Annotated in this window: 24 protein-coding genes; 10 read left to right on the forward strand and 14 right to left on the reverse strand. The window is 71.5% G+C overall.

The features are described from left to right. Positions 1-250 precede the first annotated feature (250 nt). Complete coding sequence (locus Vgi01_RS20605; RefSeq protein WP_204292074.1) at positions 251-1,459, forward strand: amino acid deaminase/aldolase; 1,209 nt, start codon at positions 251-253, stop codon at positions 1,457-1,459. Positions 1,460-1,550: 91 nt separating this feature from the next. On the opposite strand, the gene Vgi01_RS20610 is transcribed toward Vgi01_RS20605, so the two are convergent. Further along, positions 1,551-2,195 (reverse strand): TetR/AcrR family transcriptional regulator, encoded by a 645-nt coding sequence (locus Vgi01_RS20610; RefSeq protein ID WP_204292075.1) that lies wholly within the window; start codon positions 2,193-2,195, stop codon positions 1,551-1,553. Positions 2,196-2,417: 222 nt separating this feature from the next. Between Vgi01_RS20610 and Vgi01_RS20615 the strand changes: the two genes are divergently transcribed. Both Vgi01_RS20615 and Vgi01_RS20620 read left to right on the forward strand, forming a co-directional pair. Beyond that, complete coding sequence (locus Vgi01_RS20615; RefSeq protein WP_204292076.1) at positions 2,418-3,731, forward strand: D-arabinono-1,4-lactone oxidase; 1,314 nt, start codon at positions 2,418-2,420, stop codon at positions 3,729-3,731. A 292-nt stretch (positions 3,732-4,023) separates the two neighbouring features. After that, positions 4,024-4,944 carry a DUF559 domain-containing protein gene (locus tag Vgi01_RS20620; protein ID WP_204292077.1) on the forward strand — a complete coding sequence of 307 codons (921 nt, stop codon included), beginning with the start codon at positions 4,024-4,026 and terminating at the stop codon, positions 4,942-4,944. 61 nt (positions 4,945-5,005) lie between these two features. On the opposite strand, the gene topA is transcribed toward Vgi01_RS20620, so the two are convergent. The 6 genes from topA to Vgi01_RS20650 form a co-directional block, all read right to left on the reverse strand. Continuing rightward, positions 5,006-7,825: a type I DNA topoisomerase gene (gene topA / locus Vgi01_RS20625; RefSeq protein ID WP_204292078.1), complete on the reverse strand. Its 2,820-nt coding sequence runs from the start codon at positions 7,823-7,825 to the stop codon at positions 5,006-5,008. 376 nt (positions 7,826-8,201) lie between these two features. Further along, on the reverse strand, positions 8,202-8,954 hold the full coding sequence (locus tag Vgi01_RS20630; protein WP_204292079.1) for a hypothetical protein: 753 nt from the start codon (positions 8,952-8,954) through the stop codon (positions 8,202-8,204). After that, positions 8,945-9,487, reverse strand: a complete 543-nt coding sequence (locus Vgi01_RS20635; protein ID WP_204292080.1) for a hypothetical protein — start codon at positions 9,485-9,487, stop codon at positions 8,945-8,947. The genes Vgi01_RS20630 and Vgi01_RS20635 overlap by 10 nt, the downstream gene beginning before the upstream one ends. 120 nt (positions 9,488-9,607) lie before the next feature. Beyond that, positions 9,608-11,989 (reverse strand): sodium-translocating pyrophosphatase, encoded by a 2,382-nt coding sequence (locus Vgi01_RS20640; protein ID WP_204292081.1) that lies wholly within the window; start codon positions 11,987-11,989, stop codon positions 9,608-9,610. Between the two features lie 324 nt (positions 11,990-12,313). Beyond that, the gene (locus tag Vgi01_RS20645) at positions 12,314-12,748 is read right to left on the reverse strand and encodes an ATP-binding protein (RefSeq protein WP_204292082.1); all 435 of its coding nucleotides are present in this window, start codon (positions 12,746-12,748) and stop codon (positions 12,314-12,316) included. Further along, on the reverse strand, positions 12,748-13,089 hold the full coding sequence (locus Vgi01_RS20650; RefSeq protein WP_013731064.1) for an STAS domain-containing protein: 342 nt from the start codon (positions 13,087-13,089) through the stop codon (positions 12,748-12,750). The genes Vgi01_RS20645 and Vgi01_RS20650 overlap by 1 nt, the downstream gene beginning before the upstream one ends. Positions 13,090-13,222: 133 nt before the next feature. Here Vgi01_RS20650 and sftH point away from each other — a divergent pair, with 133 nt between their 5' ends. The 4 genes from sftH to Vgi01_RS20670 all read left to right on the forward strand — a co-directional run bounded on the left by sftH (position 13,223) and on the right by Vgi01_RS20670 (position 17,285). Then, positions 13,223-15,673 carry a DEAD/DEAH box helicase gene (sftH, locus tag Vgi01_RS20655; protein ID WP_204292083.1) on the forward strand — a complete coding sequence of 817 codons (2,451 nt, stop codon included), beginning with the start codon at positions 13,223-13,225 and terminating at the stop codon, positions 15,671-15,673. 131 nt (positions 15,674-15,804) lie between these two features. Next, a complete protein-coding gene (locus Vgi01_RS20660; protein ID WP_013731062.1) occupies positions 15,805-16,011 on the forward strand; it encodes a hypothetical protein in 207 nt (68 codons plus the stop codon). Positions 16,012-16,102: 91 nt separating this feature from the next. Then, positions 16,103-16,681, forward strand: a complete 579-nt coding sequence (locus Vgi01_RS20665; protein WP_204292084.1) for an LURP-one-related family protein — start codon at positions 16,103-16,105, stop codon at positions 16,679-16,681. A 187-nt stretch (positions 16,682-16,868) separates the two neighbouring features. Further along, positions 16,869-17,285 carry a hypothetical protein gene (locus Vgi01_RS20670; RefSeq protein ID WP_239089087.1) on the forward strand — a complete coding sequence of 139 codons (417 nt, stop codon included), beginning with the start codon at positions 16,869-16,871 and terminating at the stop codon, positions 17,283-17,285. A gap of 93 nt (positions 17,286-17,378) precedes the next feature. Here Vgi01_RS20670 and Vgi01_RS20675 read toward each other — a convergent pair whose 3' ends face one another. The 7 genes from Vgi01_RS20675 to ssd are packed head-to-tail and all read right to left on the reverse strand — an operon-like array spanning position 17,379 to position 22,667. After that, positions 17,379-17,732: an Rv3654c family TadE-like protein gene (locus tag Vgi01_RS20675; protein ID WP_102657939.1), complete on the reverse strand. Its 354-nt coding sequence runs from the start codon at positions 17,730-17,732 to the stop codon at positions 17,379-17,381. Then, positions 17,729-18,046: a TadE family type IV pilus minor pilin gene (locus tag Vgi01_RS20680; RefSeq protein ID WP_486348001.1), complete on the reverse strand. Its 318-nt coding sequence runs from the start codon at positions 18,044-18,046 to the stop codon at positions 17,729-17,731. Before Vgi01_RS20680 ends, Vgi01_RS20675 begins: the two co-directional genes overlap by 4 nt. Positions 18,047-18,093: 47 nt before the next feature. Further along, on the reverse strand, positions 18,094-18,252 hold the full coding sequence (locus Vgi01_RS20685) for a DUF4244 domain-containing protein (RefSeq protein WP_013731057.1): 159 nt from the start codon (positions 18,250-18,252) through the stop codon (positions 18,094-18,096). Between the two features lie 32 nt (positions 18,253-18,284). Then, positions 18,285-19,049: a type II secretion system F family protein gene (locus tag Vgi01_RS20690; protein WP_204292086.1), complete on the reverse strand. Its 765-nt coding sequence runs from the start codon at positions 19,047-19,049 to the stop codon at positions 18,285-18,287. Then, positions 19,049-20,326 carry a type II secretion system F family protein gene (locus tag Vgi01_RS30790; RefSeq protein ID WP_239089088.1) on the reverse strand — a complete coding sequence of 426 codons (1,278 nt, stop codon included), beginning with the start codon at positions 20,324-20,326 and terminating at the stop codon, positions 19,049-19,051. Before Vgi01_RS30790 ends, Vgi01_RS20690 begins: the two co-directional genes overlap by 1 nt. Beyond that, positions 20,323-21,573, reverse strand: a complete 1,251-nt coding sequence (locus tag Vgi01_RS20700) for a TadA family conjugal transfer-associated ATPase (protein ID WP_204292087.1) — start codon at positions 21,571-21,573, stop codon at positions 20,323-20,325. Before Vgi01_RS20700 ends, Vgi01_RS30790 begins: the two co-directional genes overlap by 4 nt. Continuing rightward, the gene (gene ssd / locus Vgi01_RS20705) at positions 21,570-22,667 is read right to left on the reverse strand and encodes a septum site-determining protein Ssd (protein ID WP_102657943.1); all 1,098 of its coding nucleotides are present in this window, start codon (positions 22,665-22,667) and stop codon (positions 21,570-21,572) included. Before ssd ends, Vgi01_RS20700 begins: the two co-directional genes overlap by 4 nt. A gap of 449 nt (positions 22,668-23,116) precedes the next feature. On the opposite strand from ssd, the gene Vgi01_RS30795 reads away from it, so the two are divergent. The 3 genes from Vgi01_RS30795 to Vgi01_RS20720 all read left to right on the forward strand — a co-directional run bounded on the left by Vgi01_RS30795 (position 23,117) and on the right by Vgi01_RS20720 (position 25,491). After that, positions 23,117-23,836, forward strand: coding sequence for a VHL beta domain-containing protein (locus tag Vgi01_RS30795; RefSeq protein WP_239089089.1), 720 nt, complete (start codon positions 23,117-23,119; stop codon positions 23,834-23,836). Positions 23,837-24,016: 180 nt separating this feature from the next. After that, the gene (locus Vgi01_RS20715; RefSeq protein ID WP_146017526.1) at positions 24,017-24,220 is read left to right on the forward strand and encodes a hypothetical protein; all 204 of its coding nucleotides are present in this window, start codon (positions 24,017-24,019) and stop codon (positions 24,218-24,220) included. Positions 24,221-24,684: 464 nt separating this feature from the next. Continuing rightward, the gene (locus Vgi01_RS20720; RefSeq protein WP_102657944.1) at positions 24,685-25,491 is read left to right on the forward strand and encodes an HAD family hydrolase; all 807 of its coding nucleotides are present in this window, start codon (positions 24,685-24,687) and stop codon (positions 25,489-25,491) included. Positions 25,492-25,622: the final 131 nt, after the last annotated feature.

Below are 25,622 nucleotides of genomic sequence, written 5' to 3' on the forward strand. Positions count from 1 at the left end.
CTGGCCGGTGGGCTGGTTCGTGGACGGCGACACGCCGGACGACTCGCCGTTGAATTGGCTTTCGATGGCCGTACCTCCACGTGCCGGCCCATCACTGGGCACCCCCGGTGGAACACTCTAGACCTGCGGGGACCTACCCCCGTCACGCCTCGCCTTGCCCGCCGAGCCTAGGCCGCTGTGGCCAACTCATGGTGCGCAGGCCGGACGCGAGGGTGTTTCGCATTCACCGTTTCACAGTTAGCGTGCACACGTGGCCACCGACAGCGAGAATCTGCGCCACCGGCTGGACCGGGCGACCCGGCATCTCGATCCCCCGTACGCCGTGGTCGACCTGACCGCCTTCGATGCGAACTCCGCCGCGCTCGTCGACCGGGCCGGCGGAAAGCCCCTGCGGGTCGCCAGCAAGTCGCTGCGCAGCCGCGAGCTGATCGCCCGGGCGCTGGCCCGCCCCGGTTGGCGCGGGGTGATGGCGTTCACCCTGCCCGAGGCGATCTGGCTGGTGCGTACCGGTGTCACGGACGACGTGCTGGTGGCGTACCCCACCGTCGACAGGGGCGCGCTAACCGAACTCGCGGCCGATCCGGCCCTGGCCGCCGCCGTCACCCTGATGGTCGACGACCCCGATCAGCTGGACTTCTACGACACCGTGAAGTCGCCGCAGAGCCGGCCGGAGCTGCGGATCTGTCTCGACCTGGACGCCTCGTGGCGACTGCTGGGCGGCCGGGTGCACGTCGGCGTCCGCCGCTCACCGGTGCACAGTGCCCGGGCCGCCGGCAGGTTGGCCGCCACGATCACCGCTCGGCGCGGCTTCCGGCTGGTCGGCCTGATGTCGTACGAGGCACAGATCGCCGGGGTCGGCGACGCGCCACCCGGGCAGACGGCGCTCGGCGCGGTGATCCGGCTGGCCCAGCGCGGGTCGTACCGCGAACTGCTGGCGCGCCGCGCCGCGGCGGTGGCCGCCGTGCGCGACCACGCCGACCTGGAATTCGTCAACGGCGGCGGCACCGGCAGCGTGGCCGCAACAAGCGCCGATCCCGCGGTCACCGAGGTCACCGCGGGATCGGGGCTGTACGGGCCGACGCTGTTCGACGCCTATCGCGACTGGCGTCCCACCCCGGCGGCCTTCTTCGCCTGTGCGGTGGTCCGCCGGCCGGCACCCGGGCTCGCCACCGTGCTCGGCGGCGGCTGGATCGCCTCCGGATCGGCCAGCCGCAGCCGGCTGCCCCGACCGTGGCTGCCCACCGGACTCAAGCTGGTCGGCACCGAGGGGGCCGGCGAGGTGCAGACCCCGCTGGCCGGCCGCACGGCCGCCACGCTGCGCATCGGCGACCGGGTCTGGTTCCGCCACGCGAAGTCGGGCGAGCTGTGCGAACACGTCAACGAACTGCACCTGGTGGACGGCGACGAGGTGGTGGCCACCGTGCCGACCTACCGAGGCGAGGGCCACGCCTTCCTGTGAAACCCGCCGCCAGCCGCTGGGGTACGCACCTGACGGGTTCGGCGGGCGGAGCGGGGTGACCGCAGGGCCGCGCCGGACGGGAGGGCTGGTGTCAGGCGGGCTGTGCCGCGGTTTCCGCGGAATCGATGATCTGATCGTCGGCCGGCTTCGCGGGCTGCACGACCGGCCGGTGCCCGGCATCGCCCCGAGCGTCCACCTGGCGGTGCAGGTAGTCGCGGATGAGCGCCTTCGCCTCGACCAGCACCCGCTCGTCGCCGTCGGACGTACGCCGGAACGCGAGCTTGATCAGCGCGTCGGCCACCTCCACCGCGATTTCCAGATGGAATTGCAGGTCGGGCACGTCGGCGAGGCCGAAGCGCTCGGTGAGCACGCGTGCCAATTGGTCCGCGATCACCCCGTTGTTGTCGCGCTGCTCATCGAGCAGATGCAGGTCGACCACGTCGCCGAAGTGCAAGGTACGGAATCCGGGAACAGTGCGGTGCATGGTGATGTACTCGTCGATGCCCGCGTCGACCCCGTCCCACCAGTGGGTCAGGTCGTCCGAGGCGAAGCGCTCGTCGAGCCGCTGGAGGTACGCCTCCATCGTGCGCAGCGTCAACGCCTGCACGATCGCCCGCTTGTCCGGAAAGAACTGATAGACCGACCCGATCGCCACCTCTGCCCGCTCGGCGAGCAGGGTGGTGGTCAGCCCTTCGTACCCCACCTCGTCGACGAGTTCGGCGCAAGCGTCCAGCATCCGCTGGACCCGCGCGACACTACGACCCTGCACCGGAACCCGGCGCAGCGGCCCAGTCGTGGCGGCTGAAGTGGACACTCGCCACCCCCTCTCGACGGATGAACATATCTACAAGTCACCGGTTCGTGACTACCGGTACAACGAGCGAATCTCGATTGCGGTGTTTACCAGGAACAACGTTCCTGATATGAACTCGGTTCATATCCATCTGAAGGAGCGCCGATGCGGGGAAGCAGCGTCAGCGACGCCACCGCCTGGTCGAACTGGGCCGGCAACCAGCACAGCACGGCGACGGTTCTGCGCCCCACCACCGTCACCGAAGTCGTCGAGCAGGTCCGCTCCGCCGCCGAGGCCGGTGCCCGGATTCGCCCGATCGGCAGCGGCCACTCCTTCACGCCCGTCGCGGTCGGCGACGGTAGCCGGATGGACCTGGCCGGACTCGCCATCGACGTACAGGTGGACGTCGATAGGCGCCTTGTCACCGTACCGGCCGGGATGACTCTGCGGCAGCTCAACGCGCTACTGGCGAGTCACGGGTTGGCGCTGCCCAACCTCGGTGACATCGACGCGCAGACGGTGGCCGGGGCGATCTCCACCGGCACCCACGGCACCGGCGCGGCGTACGGCGGGCTGGCCACCTTCGTCGCCGCGCTGACCCTGGTCACCGGCACCGGCGAGGTGCTGCACTGCTCCGCCGACGAGCACCCCGACGTGTTCGACGCGGCCCGGATCTCGCTCGGCGCGCTCGGCGTACTGGTCGAGGTGACGCTGCGCTGCGTGGACGCCTTCGTGCTGCGGGCCCACGAACGCCCGGCCGTCCTGGACGCCGTGCTGGCCGACCTACCCGAGCTGATCGGCACCCACGATCACGTCGAGTTCTTCTGGTTCCCGTACAGCAGCCAGGCCCAGCTGAAGGTCAACGACCGGGTACCCGACGACGATCGCCCGCTGCCCCGCTGGCGCGGCTGGCTCGACGACGACTTCCTGGCCAACACCGTCTTCGCCGGCGCCTGCCGGCTCGGCCGGGCGATGCCGGCCCTGGTCCCGACGATCAGTGCCGTCTCCGCCCGCGCGCTCAGCGAACGCATCTACACCGGCCGCTCCGACACGGTCTTCTGCACCCCGCGCCGGGTCCGCTTCGTGGAGATGGAGTACGCGCTACCGCGCGACGCCCTGCCCGAGGCGCTGGACGCCCTGCGCCGGATCATCGACCGCCTGCCGTTCCGGGTGCTCTTTCCGGTCGAGGTGCGCTTCACCGCCGCCGACCAGATCTGGCTGTCCCACTCGTACGGGCGCGAGTCGGCGTACGTCGCCCTGCACCAGTACGTCGGCATGCCCTACGAGCCGTACTTCCGCGCCTTCGAGCAGGTGGCGACCGAGCTGGGCGGCCGCCCCCACTGGGGCAAGCTCCACTGGCGCGACGCCGCCTCCCTGGCCGACGCCTACCCCCGCTGGCAGGACTTCCAGCGCATCCGCACCCATCTGGACCCCCACCACACCTTCACCACCCCCCACCTCACCACACTCCTCGGCTGAATCCGACCTTGGTACGAAACGGCCCTTGGAGGGGCACTTTCGTACCAAGATCTCGTGGCTGTCCACAGGGGCAGCGCGGCGGAGGGTGGGTGGGCAGGGTGGGGGTGTGTGGGGACAGGGTGAGCAGCGGGGTGGGAGTGGGGCCGGATGGGCGAGGCGTGGGCCCGGGGCGGCAGGACGCGGGGCGGCGGGGCCTGGGGCGGCGGGGCGCGGGGCGGCGGGGCCCGGAGCGGCAGGGGGCGGGGCGGCAGGAAGCAGGTGGGCGGCGGGGCGCGGGTGGGTGGGGGGTGGGTTGCCGGGGGATGAGGCGGGTGAGCTGACCTGGCTGTTGTTTCATCAGGAGCAGGTGCTCAGCCTCGACCAGGCCCGGCGGTACCTGTCGCCGAAGGCGATTCGGCACCGGGTCGACGTCGGCCGCTGGCAGCAGGTGCACCGGGCTGTCTACGTCACACACAACGGGCCGATCGTGCCGGCGCAACTGCCCTGGATCGGCGTTCTCTCCGCCGGACCGGCGGCGGTGCTCGGCGGTCTGAGCGCCGCCCGTGCGTGGGGCCTGCGCAGGTACGACGACAAGTTCGTGCACATCCTGCTGCCGGCGCACCACCGGACCCGGGCCATGCCGCCCGGTGTCCGCGTACACCGCACCACCCTGCTGCCGGCCGCGGACGTCCTCGATGTCGGGCAGCCCCGCCGGACGATGCCGGCTCGATCGTTGGTGGACGCGGCGCAGTGGGCACCGAGCGACCAGGAAGCTCGGGCGATCATCGCCGCCGGATTCCAGCAGCGCCTCGTCGGTGGTGACGACGTACGCCAGGTGCTGGATCGCCTTCCCCGCGCCCGCCGCCGCGCCCTGATCGCGCAGACCGCCACCGATGCGGTGGGCGGTGCGCACTCCCTGCCCGAACTCGACTTCCTGCGCCTCGTCCGGCGCGCCGGGCTACCCGAGCCCACCAGACAGGCTGTCCGACACGATGCCACTGGTCGACGCCGCTACCTGGACGCCTTGTTCGAGGAGTGGCGGGTGCATGTGGAGATCGACGGCAGCCAGCACCTCGACCCGGCGACCGCCTGGGCGGACATGCGCCGACAGAACGATCTGTGGCGCAGCGGCGACCGGGTGCTCCGCTTCCCCGCCTGGGCCATCCGCCACCACCCCGCCGACGTCATCGCCCAACTCCGCGCCGCTCTGCTCGCCGCCGGCTGGCGCCCTTGACGGGAGATCTTGGTACGAAACCGCCCTCGGGAGGGCACTTTCGTACCAAGATCGCCAGTGGTTACTCCGAGCGCGCGGAGGTGGCCTTCTTGGGGGCGGCCTTCTTGGCGGGGGTGGCCTTTGCGGCCTTCGCTGCGGTGGCCTTGGTGGCCTTGGTCGCGGTGGCCTTGGCTGTGGTCTTCTTCGCGGTGGTTTTCTTGGCTGCGGTCTTCTTTGCTGCGGTCTTCTTGGGGGCGGGGCCCTTGGCTCGCTTCTCGGCGAGCATCTCGGAGGCCTCCTCCAGGGTCAGTTCCTCCGGAGTCTGGCCGCGCCGCAGGGAGGCGTTGGTCTCCCCGTCGGTGACGTACGGGCCGAACCGGCCGTCCTTGATGACAAGCGGCTTCTCGGTCAGCGGGTCGGCACCCATCTCCCGCAGCGGTGGGGCGGCGGCCCGACGCTGACGGGTCTTCGGGGCGGCCAGCAGGGCCAGCGCCTCGTCGAGGGTGACGGTGAACATCTTGTCTTCCGAGTCCAGCGAGCGGAACTCGTCGCCCCGCTTGACGTACGGGCCGTAGCGGCCGTTGTTGGCGAACACCTCGGCACCGTCCGGTGCCACGCCGATCAGGCGCGGCAGGCTGAGCAGCTTGAGCGCCTCGTCGAGGGTGAGCGAATCAGGTGACTGCGAGCGCAGCAGGGACGACTTGCGTTCCCCGCTGGCCACGTACGGGCCGAAGCGGCCGGACTTGAGCAGGATCGGCTCCCCGGTCGCCGGGTCGTCGCCGAGCTTGCGCTCGCCCCCACCGCCGAGGAACAGCTCGTGCACCTTCTCCGGGGTCAGCTCGTCCGGCGCGAGGCCCTCGGGGATCGGTGCCCGGTCGCCCGGGGTGCCGCCCTCCTCGCCCTCCGCCTTCGGGGCCGGCTGCTCGCCGGGCAGCGCCCGCTGCAGGTACGGCCCGAACCGGCCGACCCGCACGACGACCTCACGACCTTCGTCGTCGGTGAACAGCGGGATCGAGTTGACGCTGCGCGCGTCGATGTCGCTGAGGTTCTCGGTAACCAGCTTCTTCAGCCCACCGGAGCGGGCGATGTCCTGGTCGCCGGCGCCGTTCGTGGTGCCGAAGTAGAACGCGGTGAGGAAGTCGACAGCCGCGTGGTCACCACCGGCGATCTCGTCCAGCTCGTTCTCCATGCTGGCCGTGAAGTCGTAGTCGATCAGGCGCGGGTAGTGCCGCTCCATCAGCCCGATCACCGCGAACGCCAGGAACGACGGGATCATCGCCTGGCCGCGCTTGACGACGTACCCCCGGTCCTGGATGGTCTGCATGATCGAGGCGTACGTGGACGGACGCCCGATGCCCAGCTCTTCCAGGGCCTTGACCAGCGACGCCTCCGTGTAGCGGGAGGGCGGCTGGGTGTGGTGGCCCTGGGCGGCCAGCTCGTCGGCGGTCAGCGGCTGGTCCTTGACCAGGTTGGGCAGTCGACGCTCGGCGTCCTCGGCCTCGGCGTTCTCGTCGTCGCTGGACTCGACGTACGCCCGCAGGAAGCCCGGGTCGGTGATGGTCTTGCCGGTGGCGCCGAAGTCGGCCTCCTCACCGGCGGTGGTGGTCGCCCGGATCCGCACCGAGACGCTGGAGCCGACCGCGTCGGTCATCTGCGAGGCGATGGTGCGCCGCCAGATCAGCTCGTAGAGCTTGTACTCCTCGGCGGAGAGTTCCTTGGCCACGTCGCCCGGGGTGCGGAAGTTGTCCCCGGCCGGGCGGATCGCCTCGTGCGCCTCCTGGGCGTTCTTCACCTTGCCGGTGTAGCGGCGCGGCTCCGGCGGCACGCTGCGCTCGCCGTACAACTCGACGATCTGCCGGCGGGCCGCCGCGATGGCGGTCTCCGACAGGTTCACCGAGTCGGTACGCATGTAGGTGATGTAGCCGTTCTCGTAGAGCCGCTGCGCGGTGCGCATCGTCTGCTGCGACGAGAACCGCAGCTTGCGGGCCGCCTCCTGCTGGAGCGTGGAGGTGATGAACGGCGCGTACGGGCGGCGACGGTAGGGCTTCTCCTCGACCCGGGTGACGGTGAACTGTCGCCCTTCGAGGCGGGCGGCCAGCCCTCGCGCTCCGCTGGAGTCCAGGTGGACGACGCCCGCCCCGGCGCGCACCTTGCCGGTGGTGGGCTCGAAGTCCTTGCCGGTGGCGATCCGGTCGCCGTTGAGCGCGACCAGGGTGGCGTTGAAGGTGCGCGGGCCCTCGCCCGCGTTCGCCACCGCCAGGGTGGCCAGGATGTCCCAGTACTCGGCGGTGCGGAAGGCCATCCGCTGCCGCTCACGCTCGACCACGATCCGGGTCGCCACGGACTGCACCCGGCCCGCCGACAGCTTCGGCATGACCTTCTTCCACAGCACCGGGGAGACCTCGTAGCCGTAGAGCCGGTCGAGGATGCGGCGGGCCTCCTGGGCGTCGACCAGGCTGCGGTCGATCTCGCGCGGGTTGGCCACGGCCGCCTGGATGGCCGGCTTGGTGATCTCGTGGAAGACCATCCGCCGGACCGGCACCTTCGGCTTGAGGGTCTCCACCAGGTGCCAGGCGATCGCCTCGCCCTCGCGGTCCTCATCCGTGGCCAGGAAGATCTCGTCGACCTCCTTGGCCAGCTTGGTCAGCTTGCTGATCTGCTGCTTGCGGTCGGCGGAGACGACGTAGAGGGCGTGGAAGCCGTTGTCCACGTCGACGCCGAGCCGGGCCCACGGCTCGCCCTTGTACTTCGCGGGCACATCGGCGGCGTTGCGCGGCAGGTCGCGGACGTGCCCGAAGCTGGCCTCCACGACGTACCCCGGGCCCAGGTAGCCCGAGATCGTCTTGGCCTTCGCCGGCGACTCGACGATGACCAGACGGGTGGTTCCAGCGTTGCTCGGCACTTCGGTTTCGACCTCATTCCCACTCGATGGCCGCGCCTGTCCGGTTCGGGGCACGCTCGACCCCCCGATACCCGGCGGTCCGGATGTCCAACGTAACGCGCCGTCCGTGTTTCGGGTTTCGCGGGCGGCAATCCGCTACGGACGATCCATGCTCACGCCGAACGGCGTCACCGTACACCCTGGGTAGGGTCTAAAGCGTGCCACTGTGACCATGGCAGCCCCTCGGTGGAGGTGGAACCCGGCCGTTTCTCCCGGTGTGCGCTGACGCCCGGCTGTCCCAGATCGGACAGCTGTCGCCCGCCCGGTCCGGACCGGGCGGACTTCGAGAAGCCGGTCAGGCCCGGGACGTTGGGTCCCGGCCGGGACCCACGGACGGTCAGTCGCGGACCGGCCAGGCGCCGGGCGGCGCGGCGGGTGGAGGTTCGCCGACCAGTTCCGCCAGCCGCAGCACCCGGCGTCGACCGCTGATCCGGTACGCGGGACCGCCCGCGCCCGGTTCGACAAGTTCGCCGACCAGCCCGGCCGCGATCAGGGCCGCCCCGACCACCGACCAGCGGCCCGGATCGACGCCCCCGAGGTGCAGCAGGATCTCCGGCGGGTCGACCACCCCGGCCGCGGCGAGCCAGAGCCGCAGCCGCCGGCCGTCCAACTGGAAGCCGGCCGGTGGCTGCTGCGTCGGGCCGCGCAGCCATGCCGCCGCGAGCGGCACGATCGCCCGGGTGTACGCGGTCCGCACGGCGTACCGCTGGTCCTCGGTCGGCGTCCAGGTGGCCCGGACCCCGCGCTGGGCCAGTTCGGCGACGAGCACGTGCACCCGCCACCCGGCGTCCACCACCACCGACAACCGGGCGGTACCGCCCATCCGGTGCACCTCGCCGGGCCCGGCGAGCAGGCCGGCGAGGTCGGCGACCGAGGGTTCGGCGGTCTCCGCCCCGAAGAAGACCAGTTGCCGGTCCCCCACCGGCGTCTCCCGGGTCCGTGTCTCCTCGGCCGGCGTCTCCTCGTCCGGATCGGCAGCGACCGCCCGTGCGCGGGTTCGCCGGGCGGTCGGTGGTGCCGCAGCAGGCAGCGGGAAGGACATCGGCAGCGGTTGCGCCGCCGATGTCTCACCGGAGCCGCTCAATGGCATTCGGGCACCTCGTCGAAGGCGCGCTTCAACTCCTCCGAGTTCAGCCGGCTGGTGTCCAGCGCGCTGGCGTCGTAGTCCTGTTGCAGCGTCTCCACCGCCGTCTGCACGCCGTCGTAGAAGACTTTGGGCTCACCCGTGCTCAGCCCGTCGATCGTGGCCCGGGCCCGGCCGTAGGCGTCGCGCATGGACGCGAGGGAGGCCCGGAAGCCTTCGGAGATCTCCGCGCCGTTCTCGACCGTGGGCACCCCGGCCTGCTCCACCTTGCGACGAGCGTCCTCACTGGCCTGTTCGGCGCCGCCGAAGAGCCGGACCAGGTTCTCCTTGGCCTGCGCGGGAGTGGTCTGCGCGGTCATCTGCTGGTCGGTGCTGCTGGTCAGTTTGCTGATCTCGGCCCGCCACGGGGTCAACGCCGAACACACCGACGCGGCCCACGCCCGGGGACTGGGACCGCTGGACCCACAGCCGGCCAACAGGACCGACGTCGCCAGGACCACCGTCAACATTCTGGCGGCGTCCGCCCGGCACGTACGCATGCGTTGCAGCGTACGGCCTCTGCTGCCGGTCGGCACCGGTCAGGCGGACCGCCCCGCAGCGACGGCCGGTCCCCGGGCGACGGTGTCGCCGCCCGGGGACCGGTGATGCTGACCGCAGGGTCAGGCCTTGATCTCCGCCGGGCGCGGGTCCGAGGTGCCGGATCCGCTGTCGGAGCCCTCGTCGAGCGCGATGCTCTTGCGCTTGCTGAACACCACCGCCGCGACCACGATCAGCGTCGCCACCACCGCGATGGTGACCCGCAGACCGACGTTGCGGTCGTCGCCGATGCTCCACGCCACCACGGCCGGCGCGATCAGCAGCGACACCAGGTTCATCACCTTCAGCAGTGGGTTGATGGCCGGGCCGGCGGTGTCCTTGAACGGGTCACCGACGGTGTCGCCGATGACCGTCGCGGCGTGCGCGTCGGAGCCCTTGCCGCCGTACGCGCCGTCCTCGACCATCTTCTTGCTGTTGTCCCAGGCGCCACCGGAGTTGGCCAGGAAGACCGCCATCAGCGTGCCCGCCCCGATCGCCCCGGCCAGGTACGACGCCAGCGCGCCGGGCCCGAGGCCGAAGCCGACCGCGATCGGTGCCATGATCGCCAGCAGACCGGGGGTCATCAGTTCGCGCTGCGCGTCCCGGGTGCAGATGTCGACGACCTTGCCGTACTCCGGGCGCTGCGTGCCGTCCATGATCCCGGGCAGCTCACGGAACTGCCGGCGGACCTCCATCACCACGGCACCGGCCGAGCGGGAGACCGCGTTGATGGCCAGGCCGGAGAAGAGGAACACCACCGCCGCACCGATGATCAGACCGACCAGGTTCTGCGGGTTGGACACGTTCAGCGCGTTCAGGATCTCGGCACCGACGTCGGTCACCCCGGCGTCGGCGTACGCGATGCGCAGGGTGTCGGTGTACGAGCCGAACAGCGCGGTCGCGGCCAGCACCGCCGTGGCGATCGCGATGCCCTTGGTGATCGCCTTGGTGGTGTTGCCCACCGCGTCCAGCTCGGTGAGCGTGCGGGCGCCGTGCTCGTCGATGTCGCCGGACATCTCGGCCACGCCCTGGGCGTTGTCGGAGATCGGTCCGAAGGTGTCCATCGCCACGATCACGCCGACGGTGGTGAGCAGACCGGTACCGGCCAGCGCCACGGCGAACAGCGACAGGGTGATGGAGCCGCCACCGAGCAGGAAGGCACCGAAGACACCGGCGGCGATGAGCAGCGCCGAGTAGACCGCCGACTCCAGGCCGACGCTGATGCCGGCGAGGATGACGGTGGCCGCGCCGGTCTGCGAGCTCTTGCCGATGTCCTGCACCGGACGGCGGTTGGTCTCGGTGAAGTAGCCGGTCAGCGCCTGGATGGCGGCGGCCAGCACGATGCCGATGACGACCGCGCCGATGACCACACCACGCGGGCCGAACGGCGGGTCGCCGCCGTCCACGCCGAGCGCGGTCCGCCAGTCGTCGCCGAGCTGCGCGGCCCAGGACGGCTGGAGGTAGGCGAAGGTGGCCACCCCGACCAGCACCGCCGAGATCAGCGCGGAGAGGTAGAAGGCCCGGTTGATGGCGGTCAGACCGTTGCGGTCGGAGGCCCGCAGCTTGGTGATGAAGACGCCGATGATGGCGACCAGCACACCGATGGTGGAGATGATCAGCGGCAGCACCAGGCCGTCGGTGCCGAAGGCGGCGCGACCCAGGATCAGCGCGGCGACGAGCGTGACCGCGTACGACTCGAACAGGTCGGCGGCCATGCCGGCGCAGTCACCGACGTTGTCACCGACGTTGTCGGCGATGGTGGCCGCGTTGCGTGGGTCGTCCTCGGGGATGCCCTGCTCGACCTTGCCGACCAGGTCGGCGCCGACGTCGGCGGCCTTGGTGAAGATGCCGCCGCCGACCCGCATGAACATGGCCAGCAGCGCGGCGCCGAAGCCGAAGCCCTCCAGCACCGTCGGCGCGTCACCCCGGAAGATCAGCACCACCAGCGCGGCACCGAAGAGGCCCAGCCCGACGGTGAGGAAGCCGACCACACCACCGGTCCGGAAGGCGATCTTCATGGCCGCTTCCCGGCCGCCCTCCCGCTCCCGGGCGGCGGCGGCCACCCGCAGGTTGGCCCGGGTGGCCAGCCACATGCCGGCGCCGCCGATGAAGGCGCTGAACAGCGCACCGACCACGAAGAAGAGCGAACGGCCGATCTTCACCGCGGTCTCGCTGCCGTCGGTCTGGTGCACCGGCAGCAGGAAGAGCAGTACTACGGCGATCACCACGAAGATCGCCAGGGTCCGGAACTGCCGGATCAGGTAGGCCGAAGCGCCCTCCTGCACGGCCCCGGAGATTTCCTGCATTTTGTCGGTGCCCTTGCCGGCGGCCAGCACGGCCTTCGTCAACGCGGCGGCGAAGGCGAGCGCTACCAGCGCGATCACCGCGGCGATGACGACGTACGTGACATTGGCTCCGGTGAGGGAGATCGCGCCGCCGCCCTCGGCGGCCAAGCTGTCGGACATCTGTGTCCTCCTGTGCCGAACAACGCGCCGGCCGGTGGAGACGCACCGACCTGCGCCTGGATGCGAATTCGCAAGTGCGCGCTGGGCCACCCCCGGTGGACCCGCGCCGCCAGGCCCAGCCACGCTGGTTGTCCGAGGGATCACTTGCTGACAACCCGCGTACTCTAGCCCTCCGCAGTGTCCGAGGTCACAGGAAGGTGGCGGCGCGCCGCGATGATCTTCGTCGCTGTGTTATGAGTCGGAATCTGATATAGGGCCGGATCCATGACGAAGCCGCCGCATTCCCTGCTCAGGGAAGGCGGCGGCGTCAGCGGATCAGTTCGGCTAGCGGTGCAGCGGCCAGACCATCCGGACCTCGGTGCCGATGCCGTCGTCGACGGGGCGTACCTGGAGGTCCTCGACGAAACCGGCGAGCAGGGCGAAGCCCACCCCGGTGGTGAGTTCGTCCTCGTTGAGCGACTCGTTTGCCAACTGGTCGGCGTCGAGCGCGGCCAGGCCGATACTCGCCTCGATCGGTGCCCGGTCGACCACCCGCACCGCGTACGTCCCGGAGTCGGACATCTCCACAAGCACCGGTTCGGCCACTCCGTACTGGCGGTGCAGGGCGACCGCGCGGGTGCACGCCTCACCGATGGCCAGGCGTACCTCGTCGAGCAGATCCTCGCGGACCCCGGCCCGCCGGGCGACCGCCACCCCGACCAGGCGGGCGGTACGCACGTGCACCGGTGCCGGGGAGAAGGAGAGCCGTACCGTCGCCATCACGCGCCAGCGCCGGTCGCCGCTTCGACCGTCGGATGCAGCGGGAACACCTGGTCCAGCGCGGTGATCCGGAAGATCTTGAGCAGCGGTTCCTTGTCACAGACCAGGGAGAAGGTGCCGTCCGCGGTACGCAGTCGCTTCAGCGCGCCGACCAGCACGCCCAGCCCGGTGGAGTCGAGAAAGTCGACCCGTCCCAGGTCGACCACCACGTGCCGGGCACCGGAGTCGATCAACTCCAGCAGCCGCTCGCGCAGCCGAGGGGCGGTGTAGACATCCACCTCACCGCCGACCTCGAGCACCGTGTGCTCCCCCACGGTGCGGGTCGCCAGCGACAGCTCCATCGGTCCTCCCTCGACGCGGCCGTAAGCTCATTGGGCATCTAACCACTACCCCCGAGGCCCCCCGACGACTCACCGGGGGCCGGACTCACCGCATCGGTGGGTCAATTTCCCATTTCCGAACACCAGTGCGAGAGTGCAGGACGTGACCTCGGCAGCCAGCGTATCCGCCGGCCGGGACCGTGAGCCGGGCCCCGCCCCGATTCCGGCCGCCGCGCCCGGCGACCTGCTACGCCAGCTGCGGCGACGGCACGCCACCGATCCGGTCACCCATGTCGAACGGGTGCCGTCCCGGGCGGGCACACCGGCACCGTGGCCGGGCTGGGCCCCTGAGGAACTGCGCACCGCGTACGCCCGACGCGGGGTCAGCGCGCCCTGGCGGCACCAGGCCGAGGCGGCCGAGCTGGCCCACGACCGGCGACACGTCGTCGTCGCCACCGGCACCGCCTCCGGCAAGTCGCTGGCGTACCAACTGCCCGCGCTGGCCACCCTGCTCGCCGACCCCCGCGCCACCGTGCTCTACCTGGCACCGACCAAGGCGCTCGCCGCCGACCAGTTGCGCGCCGTCGCCGAGTTGGAGATCGAGGGCGTACGCCCGGCCTGCTACGACGGTGACACCCCCCGCGCCGAGCGGGAGTGGATCCGCCGGCATTCCCGGTTCGTGCTGACCAACCCGGACATGCTGCACCACGGCATCCTGCCCGGCCACGCGCAGTGGTCGGGATTCCTGCGCCGGCTGCGGTACGTGGTGATCGACGAGTGTCACGTCTACCGGGGCGTGTTCGGCTCGCACGTCTCCCACGTGCTGCGTCGGCTGCGCCGCCAGGGCGCCCGGTACGGCAACACCGCCGGCCCCACGTTCGTGCTGGCCTCGGCGACCTCGGGCGACCCGGCGGCGACCGCCGGTCGACTGGTCGGCCTGCCGGTGACGGCGGTCACCGAGGACACCTCGCCCCGGGCCGGGGTGACCTTCGCACTCTGGGAGCCGCCGCTGCTGCCCGCCGAGGCGTCCGGGTCGTCGTCCACCGCCGCGCCCGCGCCGCGCCGCGCTCCGGACGCCCCCCGACCCACCGCGCCCGGCCCCGAGGCCGAGCCGGGCGACCTCACCCAGGTCCGTCGGTCGGCGCTGCGAGAGACCGCCGACCTGCTCGCGGACAGCGTCGCTGCCGGCGTGCGGACGCTGGCGTTCGTCAGGTCCCGGCGGGGTGCCGAGGTGGTGGCGACAAGCGCCCGGCGCAGCCTCGACGAGGCGGTGCCCGGACTCGGCGACCGGGTGGCCGCCTACCGCGGCGGCTATCTGCGCGAGGAACGGCGGGCGCTGGAACGGGCGCTGCTGCACGGCGACCTGCTCGGTCTGGCCTCGACAAACGCTCTGGAGCTGGGCGTCGACCTGGTCGGCCTGGACGCGGTGCTGATCTGCGGGTACCCGGGAACCCGGGCGTCGCTGTGGCAGCAGGCCGGCCGGGCCGGACGCTCCGGGCAGGAGGCTCTCGCGGTGCTTGTCGCGCGGGACGACCCGCTGGACACCTACCTGGTGCACCATCCGGAGGCGCTCTTCGGGACGCCGGTGGAGGCCACCGTGCTCGACCCGGCCAATCCGTACGTGCTCGGCCCCCAGTTGGCCTGCGCGGCAGCCGAGGCCCCGCTGACCGTCGCCGATCTGGAACTCTTCGGCGACAGCGCGAAGGAGACCGTCGAGGCGCTTGTCGAGGCGGGTGCGCTGCGGCAGCGCCCGACCGGCTGGTACTGGCGGCACCGGGAACGGCCCGAGGTGGACCTGCGCGGCGAGGGGGGTGCCCCGGTCTGCGTGGTGGAGGCGGCGACCGGCCGGCTGCTCGGCACCGTCGACGGCGGCTCGTCGCACTTCCTGCTGCACCCCGGCGCGGTCTACCTGCACCAGGGGGTGTCCTATGTGGTCGACTCCCTCGACCTGGAAGACGGCTGCGCCCTCGTCCACCCCGAGGAGCCGGACTGGTCCACCCACGCGCGGGACGTCACCTCGCTGTCGGTGGTGTCGGTGCGCTCGTACGTCGACGCCGGGCCGGTCGGGCTGTTCCTCGGCGAGGTGGACGTGACCAGCCAGGTGGTGTCGTACCAGCGGCGACGCATCGCCACCGGCGAGGTGATCGACACCCGGCCGCTGGACCTGCCGACCCGGGAGCTGCGTACCGTCGCGGTCTGGTTCACCCTCTCGCCGGAGTCGCTGGCCGAGGCGGGCGTGGATCCGGCCGACGTGCCGGGGGCGCTGCACGCCGCCGAGCACGCCGCGATCGGGTTGCTGCCGCTGCTGGCCACCTGCGACCGTTGGGACATCGGTGGGCTGTCCACCGCGGTACATCCGGACACCGAGGCGCCGACGGTCTTCGTCTACGACGGTCACCCCGGTGGGGCGGGTTTCGCGGAGCGGGCGTACGGCACCGCCGCCGCCTGGCTCCAGGCCACCCGCGACGCCATCGACGAGTGCGGCTGCGAGGCCGGTTGTCCGTCCTGCGTGCAGTCACCCAAGTGCGGCAACGGCAACAACCCGCTGTCCAAGCCGGGCGCCGTCCGGGTGCTCGACGTGGTGCTGAACAACCTGCCGCACTGACATCAGGCATAAAACCCCGGGCGTACGGGCAAGAACGGTGGGAGCGCTTCCATCGAAGCTCGTTGGGCTGTGCTCGCCGTTCGCTTTGCTGTTCGCTGTTCGCTGTTTGCCCGCGTACGTGAGGAGGGGCCGTGGCCGACACCATCGCCGAGACCGTCGACCTGCTCTACACCATCGACCAGGAGAAGCTCAGCGTCGATCAGCAGATCGCCCTGAGCACGGCGCTCGCCACCCTGGCGCAGGCCGAGCGGCTGGATCAGATCAACGAACGGCTGCGCAGCATCCAGCAGCTGCTCACCAACGCGACGCACCGGTCGACCGTCGACGGGATTCGCTGAGTCACCCCTCAGCGCGTCCGCATCGCGCCCACTCGATGTCGCCGTTGCCGGGCTGTGCGACACTCCGGCGCATCACAGTTGAGGAGACTTCATGCAGCTCGACAGCCTGCAGTCGCAGCACCAGTTCCACGTCCGCCAGCGCATCCGCCTCATGGTCAACCAGTACGAGGTCCACAGCGTGGCCCCGGACGGCACCGAGGGCGGCCTGCTGGCGTTCGCCCAGCAGAAGCGGCTCGCCTTCAAGGAGCAGGTGACGATCTACACCGACGACTCGAAGCAGCATCCGCTGCTCGGGTTCAAGGCCCGCCAGCGCCTCGACCTCGCCGCCACGTACGACGTCACCGACCACGCCGGCAACCCGATCGGCCTGTTCCGCAAGGACTTCGCGCAGTCGCTGCTCCGGTCCACCTGGCACGTCGAGCAGGCGGGCCTGCCCGCCGTCACCGGCCAGGAGCGCAGCATGCCGGTGGCCCTGCTGCGCCGCTTCGTCGACTCGCTGTCCTGGCTGCCGTACCACTTCGACTTCGTCGCCGGGGGCCAGCCGGTCTTCTCGGTGATCAAGAAGTGGGGTCTGCGCGACCGTTACGTGGTGGAGATCCAGCACCCGCAGATCGACCGTCGCCTGGTGATCGCCATGGCGATCGCGCTGGACGCCCTCCAGAGCCGCTGACCCGTTTACCGGGGCGGCTCCTTCGCCGCGCACAGTCCCGGGCGATCTGCCCGGTCCCGCCTGCGCACCGACGGAGTCGCCTCGGCACCCGCCCCGTCGTGCCTCGGCGAGGTTGCCGCTTGATCCTCATGTTGGTTGAGCCCTGAGGATCGTCGCGTCAGCCAGGTGGCGATCAACGGGAGCGATGATGGACCTCGACAATCCGGTGCTCAAGCTGTGCCAGGACGGGATGCGGGCGGAGGCGGAGGGCCGACCGGCCGACGCGCGGGCGTTGTTCGAACAGGCCTGGTCCAGGCGTACCGACAGCTACGACGCCTGCGTGGCGGCGCACTACCTGGCCCGGCAACAGGACGACCCCGAGGAGGTCCTGCGCTGGAACCAGGAGGCCCTGCGGCAGGCCGACGCCGTCGGTGACACCGCAGTCAGCGCCCTGTACCCGTCGCTGCACGTGAGCGTGGCCTTGGCGCACGAACGGTTGGGCGATCCCGGTGCCGCACGCACCTCCTTCGAACGAGCCGCCGAACACTTCGCCGCGTTGCCGGCAGGCGAGTACGGCAACCAACTCCGTACGGCCATCACCGACGGTCTCAGCCGGTTGAGCTGACCCCTCCCCCAGCCTGCGATCGTGGCTTCCGCAGGCTGTTCGCGCTGGCGGCTGGCTGGCCTGGCAGCAGGATGGTCGTCGGCGTGTTGGTGATCAGCCGCGCAGCGGTCCGGCTCGGGAGGTCACCGTGGCGACCCGGCGCAGCCCGGGCAGCGGCTCCACGGTCAGCTCGGCGGTGACCAGGACGTCCAGCCCGTCGAGGTGACACCGCACCAACCGGGCACCGTTCGCGGCGACGATCTCGGCAGCCCGGCTGCACACCGTCGGCTCGTCCTGCAGGGCCCGGGCGGCACCGGCCAAGGCACCGAAGTCGGCGGCCACCCGGGCCTGTTGGCGAGCCATCCGGGCGGCACCGACGCCGGCACCGAACAGGCCGGCCAGGACGAACACCAGCCCCGCCGCCAAGAGGCAGATGGTGGCCCCGCCACGATCCCGGTCGGTCCTCACGACTGCGGCTCCGGTACGCCCGGCTCGGCGACCGCCACGGCCCCACCCACCACGGTGATCACCGGAAGGTCACCGCCGAGAACCCGTACCGGGGCGCGGACCGTCGTACGGATCAGATCGCCCTCCACCACCACGGTGACCGACGCACCCGGTGGGGCGTACCGGTTGCCGGCGCGTGTGCCGTCCTCGCCCCGGGAGGCGGCCAGCGCCGCCTCCCGGGCCGCATCCAGACAGGCCGACCTGGTGCCGACCGCGTTGACGGCAGTCAGGCCGGTGAGCAGGAACAGCAGCAGCGCCGGCAGACCGGCCGCCATCTCGGCGGTGAACGAGCCTCGGTCACGACCGGCCAGCCGGCGCCCGGTCACTTCAGCGCCCGGTCGATGACAGCCGCCAACGCCGACTGCACACTGTCGGAGGTCAGTACCTTGAGCAGGATGCCGCCGAAGGCCACTGCCGCGAGCGTCCCGACGGCGTACTCGGCGGTGTTCATGCCGGCGTCCCCGCGCAGGCGGGCGAGCATTTTGCGCACTTGGTCGTCCCTTCTCGATGGATTCACAGCACGTCGCCGAGCACGGCGACGATCACCGGCACCAGGCCGGCGAGAATGAAGGCGGGCAGGAAGCACAGGCCCAGGGGCAGCACGATCAGCACACCCGAGCGGCGCGCGGCCGCCTCGATCGTGGTGACCCGGTCGGCGCGCAGGTCATCGGCGAGTCGCACCAGGGCCCCGGCCAGGGCGGCCCCGCTGCTTGCCGAGCGAACGGCGGCGGTGGCGATCCGCTGCCCGCCCGGCACCTCCGCCAGATGCGCCCAGGCCTCCTGCGGCAGCCCGCCGAGTTGCAGCGTCCGACCGACCCGCCGGAGTCGGTCGGCCAACGGGCCGCCGAGCGCGTCGGCCACCGCGATCACCGAACGCTCCACCGGTGCGCCGGCCCGCAGGGTCGCCGCCATCAGATCGGCGGCCAACGGCAGATCCGCGGCGGCCCGCAGCCGCCGGTTCCGGACGGCGGGCGGCTCGATCCGCCGCAGCTGCCGATCCAGCAGCACCGCGGTGACCAGCGCCGCCACCACGCCCGGCCATCCCTCGACCAGTACCGCCACGGCCACCCCGGCCAGGGCGGCGGCCAGGCGGATGCGGTCCAGTCGCCGGCTGGTGGGTGTACGGGCGGATTCGCCAACGGGTGCCCGGTCGACGGTGGCGGGGTCGTGACCGGTCAACCGGCGTAGTCGTCGCCGGGGTCGGCGTCGGCTGACGGCCATCACGGCGAGCAATGCGGCGCAGGCCAGGCAACCTGCTGCCAGGGCGGTACCTGACATCAGCTTCCTCCGTCCGGCACCGTGCCGAGGCGGTCCGCCCAGAGCAGCCCGACCACCTGTAAGGCGATGGCAGTGACTGCGCACGCGCCACCGATCGGGGTGTGCAGCAGAACCTGAAGCGGGTCAGCTCCGATGCCGTAGCCCAGGGCGATGCCGCCCAACGGCAGGGCAGCCAACAGCCAGGCCGTCGCGCGAGCTCCGGCCGCTTGCGCGGCAGCGGCGGCCACTGCCCGATCGGCCGAGCGGGCGTCTGCTTCGATCCGCTCGATCAGGTCGGCCAGCGGTGCCCCCGTACGATCCGCGAGCCGCACCGCCGCCTGGGCCAACTGGCCGGGACGGTCCGGCGCAGCGAGGCGGCCAGCCGACTCGGAGAGATCACCCGTCGAGGTGCTGCTTCCAGGCAGCACCGGGTCAGGCAACGCCGGCTTGTCCAGGCGCTGTACCCTTGCCGTCTGCCCGGTCGCCGATGCCGCCAACTCCCGACGGACTGTCGACACCGGGCGGACGAGCCCCAATGCCTCTGCCGCAACCGGCACCGGCAGCCCGGCCCTCAGGTCCGCCGCGAGCGCGCACAGCTGGTCCAGTCGTTCCCGCCGTACCCGAACCCGGAGCACCGCCGCGCCACGCCGGTGCCACGCCCGCACGCCCAGCGCCCCGTACCCGCCGCAGGCGACCGCCGCCACCGGCCCGGCGAGCAGTCCGGCGACCCCGGAGCCGAGCAGCAGAAGAAGGAGCAGATAGCGCGGCGGCAAGGTCGGCCAGCGGGACGCTCCGGTGGTGTCCGCCCGCATCGCCGCCGCCCGGCTCAGCGGGCTCGACCGGCTCGGCGGGCCCGACACCGGCCGCGTCGGCGGATTCGACACCGGCCAGATCGGCGGGCTCGACCCCGGCCGCAACCCGCGCTCGGAGTCATCGTCCGTCGGGCAAGCAGGTCCCAGGTCGGAGCCGATCGGCACGAAGGGCGTACGGCTTGAGGTCGGCGGACGCCGGCTTCCACGCCATTGCGGCGGCCGGGTCGAGGCCGATGGTCCGGTGGTCGATGCGCGGGCAACGGCCCGCTCGCGTACGGCGCAATCGACACCGGCGGGTCGCAGCACGGATGGCTGCGTCATCGGCGCGTCGTCGGCCTTGCGCAGGGCGACGATCCAGTCGACGAGCGCCTCGTCGCCGTCCACCCGGCGCGAGCGAAGCTTCCGGACCACCACCTTGCGAACCGGTAGCGCCACGACGGTGATCAGGCCCAGCAGCGCCGGCATCCACCAGGACAGGCCGCTCATCTCGACGCTCCGGGCTGCGTGTCGTCCCGCGGCGTCGCCGCGAGGTGCTCGTCCGGCCCCACTGATCCGGGCCAGGGCTCGTTCAGGATCGGCGGCACCGGCACGTCCCGGCTGCGAATCAGGGCGGCCAACGCCGGTCCCGCCGGGCCGACACCGCGGCCCCGAACCCAGGCCGGTACCGCCCTGACCAGCCGCTCAGGCCCCTCGGGCAGCAGCAGGCAGATCGACTCCAGGGCTCGCCCCTGCGCAGTACGCCGGATCTGGACCACCACCTGCAGGGCTGCCGCCAGCTGGGCATGCAACGCCGGACGGGGTAACCCGCCGAGCAACCCGAGCGCCTCCAACCGGGCCGGTACGTCCGACGGAGCGTTGGCGTGCAGTGTCCCGGCACCACCGTCGTGGCCCGTGTTCAGTGCCGCGAGGAGGTCGACCACCTCGGCACCGCGACACTCACCGACCACCAGGCGGTCCGGCCGCATCCGCAACGCCTGCCGGACCAGCTCACTGAGGCCGATCGTGCCCTGCCCCTCGACGTTCGCGGTACGGGCCTGCAACCCCACCACGTGCGGATGCAACGGCCGCAGCTCCGCGGCGTCCTCGACCAGCACGATCCGCTCGGTGCTCGGCACCAGGCCGAGCAGCGTGTTCAGCAGGGTCGTCTTGCCGGACCCGGTTCCACCGATCACCAGGTAGGCGAGCCGGGCCGCGACGACGGCGGCGAGCACCGCGGCAGCCGGACGAGGAACAGCTCCCTGAGCGACAAGCTCATCCAGGTTGAACGGCCGTTGCCGGAAGGTGCGCAGCGACAGGTAGGGGCCGTCGGTGGCCACCGGCGGCAGTACGGCGTGCAGCCGGGTGCCATCAGCCAGCCGCGCGTCGGCGCAGGGCGAGCCGTCGTCGAGGCGGCGACCGGCACCGGCGGTGAGGCGCTGGGCGAGCCGACGGACGTCGTCCACGGTGCCCACCGGCACCGGAACCTGATGCAGCCCCTGCCCTCGGTCGACCCACACCCGAACGCCGTTGACCAGCACGTCGGTGACCTCAGGGTCGGCCAGCAGCGGGGCCAGCGGGCCCGCACCCACCAGGTCGTCGCGCACCTGGTCGGCCATCCGCAGCAGCGCGGTGTCACCGAGGACGGCAGTGTCGGCCTCGGCGCGTACCGCCGAGACGATCGTGGCCGGGGTGACCGGCGTCGCGGCTGCGGCGATTCGCTGCCGGACCCGGGCCGCCAACGGTTGCCCGGTCATGCCGCACCCGCAACCGTTCGGCCGGTCAGGTCGGCGACGATCCGCTGGCAGAGTTCCGCGAGCGGGCCGCGTCCGTCAGCCGCCGGCGCCTCGCCCCGCTCAAGCCCGCGGCACAGTCCCGGCTCCGGACGGAGCGTCCCGGCCAGTGGCAGCCCGAGTGCCCGAGCCACCTCCGCTGCACGAAGTCGCCCGGGAGCAGGCCCACGGACGATGACCGACAGGTCCTGACAGTTCGGCGCGGCCACCGCCACCACCCGCGCCGCGGCGGCCGTCGCCCGAAGCTCGGCCGGCACCACCACGAACACCCGATCGGCCGCCTGCATGGCGGTGACGGCCGCATCATCGAACTGTCGGGGCAGGTCGACGACGACGAAATCCCGGCCACGCCGAGCAGCAGTCAGGGTGGAGGCCATCGCCTCGGCCGGCACGGCCACCGGATCACCCCGGTCCCAGGAGAGGACCACCAGGTCACCTCGGCTCGGCAGCGCCCGCACCAGTGCCGGTGGATCGACCCGCCCGTCGGCGCCCGACAGCGCCGGCCACCGCAGCCCTTCCAACTGCTCCCAGCCGAGCACCAGATCGAGGCCGCCGCCGAGTGGATCGGCATCGAGCAGCAGGGTCCGCAGCCGCCCCCGGGCAGCGGTAACCGCGAGCCCGGCCGCCAGGATGCTTGCTCCACCTCCGCCGCGCCCACCCACCACGGCGACGACCCGGGCTTGAGCAGTGCCGTCGGTGCCGCATTCGGCGAACCGGTCGACAAGCCACGGCTCGGCCGCCGGCAGCACGGCCACATGCTCCGCGCCGAGCAGGTCGGCGACCTGCCACCCGGGATCAAGGTCCTCGGCCCGACCGACGAGCACCAGCCGGGAGCGTCGGGGCAGCCGCGCCCGCAGGCAGGGCTGCGCCTGGTCGGCACCGACAAGCACCAGCGGAGCCGGCTGCCATCGGGTACGGGCGGCTGCCGGATCGGCGGCGACCTCCACCTCGACGTCACCCGCGGCAGCGAGCCGGAGCAGGTCGTCGAGCAGGTCACCGTCGGCGGTGACCACCAGCGGTGGTCGCCGGTGCGGCGGAACGGAGGTACGGGACGGCATCGCGGCCTCCAACGGTCGGCGCGGGTTCGCTGGGCCGAACCTTGCCTCCCGTGGTGCGACGAACGCCGCCCCGAACGCCTGCCCTGTGGACAACAAACGCTTCTGTGGACAACGCCCGCAACGCTCGTTGATCTGCTATGCGTACGCGGATGCTCACAGACCGTCCACTTCGGTCATACCCCCGTGACGGGAGTGATGCCCACCACGCATAATCGACTTCCTCTGTCGTCGGCGAGACGGCAAACCCTCGCCGGATCGGGGTCATGACTCAGCCGCCAGATCACGACCACGCAAGCAGGCAACCGCGTCTTCGGATCGGCCCGTGGCTGCCCGACCCCGACTCGGACACCATGCCGCTGACACGCCTCGCCATCTCGGCGACACCGGTCAGGCCCGCACTGTCGACACCCCCGGACCTCTCCGGCCACCAGGCATCACCATCCGAGCCGATGGTCGTACCGATCGATCCGACACCGCACCCCACCGAACGCCGCTCCCACCGGCTCATCCTGGCGGGCGTGGGTACCGCCGTGCTCGGCCTCCTGCTGACCGCACTCTGGCCGACCACCCCGCCGTCCCCGGTCGCCGAACCGCCGACTCCGTCCGGCCGGTTCGGCTGGCCCCATGCCCCCGACCTGCCGTTGCCACCCTCCGGCACCCTGACACCCTCCGCCCCGCAGGCCTCGTCGTCCGTGGGCGGCGTCTCCTCCACCCGCCCGGTCGCACCCAGCCAGGTGTCGTCACCCACCCGATCGCCGTCGGCGACGGCTACCAGAACCAGTCCGACCGCCACCCGCACCGCCAGCCCAACCGCACCCGGCGCCAGACCCAGTGCGTCACCAAACCGGACGGTACGACCGACCCCGAGCCCTCGACCCGCCGAACCGCGAGAACTGACGCCGTTGCCACCCTGGCGGGAGCGGGATCTGCGCTCGGTGAGCGGTGGCCGGGAGACCAGCATCGAGTTCGTCAACCACAGGTCACGGTCAGTGATCGTGTACTGGCTGGACCACCACGGCCACAGACAGCAGTACGCGGTACTTGAGCCGTCCGAGTCGTACCAGCAGCACACCTACGTCGGGCATCCGTGGGTGGTGACCGACCGCCGAGGCAGGTCACTGGTCTGCTTCGAGCCCACCGCCGCCCCCGCCCGCGCCGTGATCCGCTGACCGGGAAGCCCCTCCCACGGGAAACGCGGCATGTCAGGATGACCACGGGGATAGCCGATCGTCCAACTGCCCGGTCCTTCATGATCGTCGCGATCGCGACGACACCAGCGTCGACCTGAGCCACCTCGTCGACGCGTAAATCGCTGTGAGAAGGCGATGGCAGCCTCCTACCGTCGCACCATGGGGCGTCGTCAGGATCGAATTCGACGTGAAATCGGGTCGTTCATGAAGGCGTACGGACGTGTGGCGGCCAGCAACGGCAGCGACCCCAACGACCGTCGCTACAGCCGCAAACTCGAAGCCGAGATCAAGCGGATGAGACCGGAGGATCTCGATCGCCTGCTACGCGACGAAGACGGTGACGACGACACCGATGACGCCTGACCGCCGCTGTCTCCTGGCCCGCCGCGCCGACCGATGCCGGACCGAGCGGGAGCGGTAGGGCTGGGTCGAGGGCGCCGGTGACCAGAACCTGTCGGGGACGGTGCGAGACCTGCGTGGCAGCGCTTACCTGCCAAAGGGACGACCCCCGTCGGGGGGAGACGGGGGTCGTCGGAGGTTCGGCTCCGGGGGGGTCGAGCCGAACCTGCTCAGCGGTCACGGGGGGGGTGCAACCGCCGAGAGTCTGCCGGTCGTTCGCGATATGAATACTCGCCTTGTGGACAAGTCTGCCTGAGTGAACCTGTGTACGTCGAGTGGTGTAGCCTCCACTCCCCGCGAAAACCTGTTCGCAGAGTGTGACCGCGATCACTGTCTGCAAGCGTGGTGGGGGCTGTCCCGCAGGTCCGAGGGGCGTTCGGCCCCCGGGCACCCGCCGACCATAGACCATCGGGCTAGACTTTCGCGCCGTGGGCCGAAGTGCCGCTTTCTTCGATCTCGACAAGACCGTCATTGCCAAGTCGAGCGCCTTGGCGTTCGGTCGGCCGTTCTACCGGGATGGCCTGATCACTCGACGCGATGTCGTCAAGTCGGCGTACGCGCAGCTGATGTTCCGGCTGGGCGGCACCGACGAGCAGACCATGGCCCGCACCCGCGACTACCTTGCCACGCTCTGTAAGGGCTGGCAGGTGGAGCAGGTCCGTCAGATCGTCGCCGAGACGCTGCACGAGCTGATCAACCCTTATGTGTACGCCGAGGCTGCCGCCCTGATCGAGGAGCACCAGGCAGCTGGCCGGGACGTCGTGCTGGTCTCCGCTTCCGGCGAGGAGATGGTGCGCCCGATCGGGGTGCTGCTCGGGGTCACCGACGTGATCGCCACCCGGATGGCGGTGGTGGACGGGCGGTACAGCGGCGAGGTCGAGTTCTATGCGGCCGGGCCCAGCAAGGTGGAGGCGGTCCGCGAGCTGGCCGCCGAGCGCGGGTACGACCTGGACGACTCGTACGCCTACTCCGACTCGTACAGTGATCGGCCGTTGTTGGAGTGTGTGGGCCACCCGACCGTGGTCAATCCGGATCGGCAGTTGCGCAGGCTGGCCGTCGAGAACGCCTGGCCGGTGCTGGAGTTCCGGCACCCGATTCCGCTGGGTCGCCGGCTGCGGGAGCGGCCGGCGGTGCCGGTCGCCGCTGCCGCGATCGGGGTCGGTGTCGGGGTGGCGATCGGTATCGCCTGGTACGGCCGCCACCGGCGCACCCGCGCCTCGACCACCCCAGCCTGACCCCGTCGCCGATCCGCGCCAACAGCCCGGTCCACGACGCCAGTCCGGCTCACGCCGCCAGTCCGGCACACGCCAGCATTCAGGTCCACGCCAACAGCCCGCGCCGCCAGTCCGGCCCGCCGCACCGGGCC

It is taken from the genome of Micromonospora gifhornensis (assembly GCF_016863515.1).
Lineage (GTDB): Bacteria > Actinomycetota > Actinomycetes > Mycobacteriales > Micromonosporaceae > Micromonospora > Micromonospora gifhornensis.

Coding starts and splice junctions, on each gene's coding strand:
- Vgi01_RS20635 (WP_204292080.1), bottom strand. CDS start 9,487: ATGCGTACGTGCCGGGCGGACGCCGCCAGAATGTTGACGGTGGTCCTG.
- Vgi01_RS20700 (WP_204292087.1), bottom strand. CDS start 21,573: ATGACCGGGCAACCGTTGGCGGCCCGGGTCCGGCAGCGAATCGCCGCA.
- Vgi01_RS20630 (WP_204292079.1), bottom strand. CDS start 8,954: ATGCCATTGAGCGGCTCCGGTGAGACATCGGCGGCGCAACCGCTGCCG.
- Vgi01_RS20690 (WP_204292086.1), bottom strand. CDS start 19,049: ATGTCAGGTACCGCCCTGGCAGCAGGTTGCCTGGCCTGCGCCGCATTG.
- Vgi01_RS30790 (WP_239089088.1), bottom strand. CDS start 20,326: ATGAGCGGCCTGTCCTGGTGGATGCCGGCGCTGCTGGGCCTGATCACC.
- Vgi01_RS20715 (WP_146017526.1), top strand. CDS start 24,017: ATGGGGCGTCGTCAGGATCGAATTCGACGTGAAATCGGGTCGTTCATG.
- ssd (WP_102657943.1), bottom strand. CDS start 22,667: ATGCCGTCCCGTACCTCCGTTCCGCCGCACCGGCGACCACCGCTGGTG.
- Vgi01_RS20685 (WP_013731057.1), bottom strand. CDS start 18,252: ATGCTCGCCCGCCTGCGCGGGGACGCCGGCATGAACACCGCCGAGTAC.
- Vgi01_RS20670 (WP_239089087.1), top strand. CDS start 16,869: ATGGACCTCGACAATCCGGTGCTCAAGCTGTGCCAGGACGGGATGCGG.
- Vgi01_RS20645 (WP_204292082.1), bottom strand. CDS start 12,748: ATGGCGACGGTACGGCTCTCCTTCTCCCCGGCACCGGTGCACGTGCGT.
- Vgi01_RS20680 (WP_486348001.1), bottom strand. CDS start 18,046: ATGGCGGCCGGTCTGCCGGCGCTGCTGCTGTTCCTGCTCACCGGCCTG.
- Vgi01_RS20650 (WP_013731064.1), bottom strand. CDS start 13,089: ATGGAGCTGTCGCTGGCGACCCGCACCGTGGGGGAGCACACGGTGCTC.
- Vgi01_RS30795 (WP_239089089.1), top strand. CDS start 23,117: ATGGTCGTACCGATCGATCCGACACCGCACCCCACCGAACGCCGCTCC.
- Vgi01_RS20665 (WP_204292084.1), top strand. CDS start 16,103: ATGCAGCTCGACAGCCTGCAGTCGCAGCACCAGTTCCACGTCCGCCAG.
- Vgi01_RS20610 (WP_204292075.1), bottom strand. CDS start 2,195: ATGCTGGACGCTTGCGCCGAACTCGTCGACGAGGTGGGGTACGAAGGG.
- Vgi01_RS20640 (WP_204292081.1), bottom strand. CDS start 11,989: ATGTCCGACAGCTTGGCCGCCGAGGGCGGCGGCGCGATCTCCCTCACC.
- Vgi01_RS20615 (WP_204292076.1), top strand. CDS start 2,418: ATGCGGGGAAGCAGCGTCAGCGACGCCACCGCCTGGTCGAACTGGGCC.